2 rRNA genes are annotated in these 807 nt (G+C 45.9%); both read right to left on the bottom strand.

Annotated features, from left to right (window positions below):
• Positions 1-346: 346 nt before the first annotated feature.
• Positions 347-462 (bottom strand): 5S ribosomal RNA (gene rrf, locus L4D06_RS25440).
• 119 nt (positions 463-581) lie between these two features.
• Positions 582-807 (bottom strand): 23S ribosomal RNA (locus L4D06_RS25435); the annotation flags it as partial.

Genomic DNA, 807 nt, shown 5'->3' with positions numbered 1-807 from the left:
TAGGCAAAACTGCATTGACTGTGTTGATAGCATTACTCCGAAGAGCTCAACCATCTTGGGTCACTCAGTTCATTGATAAATCTTATGTCTATCAAGTACGAGTGCCCACACAGATTGTATAGGTCAAATTGTTAAAGAACGTTGACTTTCAATRCCTTAGCGCAGTGCGCTTCAGCAAGYCAGGCCGCGTATCTTACGCGATTCTGATATTCAGTCAAGAAAAAACTTTCATCTTTTTTCATCCGAAGATGAAGGGTAAAAATCTTTTTTTGACGTCGCTCACATTACAATCAGTGGGAGCGAAATAAAAGCCCGTTCAGAGAACGGGCTCTCTTTCAAATTTGAAGCCTGGCGATGTCCTACTCTCACATGGGGAGACCCCACACTACCATCGGCGCTGTTACGTTTCACTACTGAGTTCGGCATGGAGTCAGGTGGGTCCATAACGCTRTGGTCGCCAAGCAAATTTTGTTGTGTTTCCCGCCTAAGCGAAAAACGAAAATCTGGGAAAATGTCTGACTAGCTTCTCTTACACATTCAATGTTCTTACTTTGAGTCCGCTAAAACCCCTTGGGTGTTGTATGGTTAAGCCTCACGGGCAATTAGTATCAGTTAGCTCAACGCCTCGCAGCGCTTACACACCTGACCTATCTACGTCGTAGTCTTCAACAACCCTTTAGAGACCTTAAAGGTCTAGGGATGACTCATCTTGAGGCTCGCTTCGCGCTTAGATGCTTTCAGCGCTTATCGATTCCGAACTTAGCTACCGGGCAATGCCACTGGCGTGACAACCCGAACACCAACACC

This window comes from Enterovibrio makurazakiensis (genome assembly GCF_050336585.1).
Classification (GTDB): domain Bacteria; phylum Pseudomonadota; class Gammaproteobacteria; order Enterobacterales; family Vibrionaceae; genus Enterovibrio; species Enterovibrio gelatinilyticus.
The sequence above is the reverse complement of the archived record's forward strand: the minus strand, read 5'-3'. Positions and strand labels throughout refer to the sequence as shown.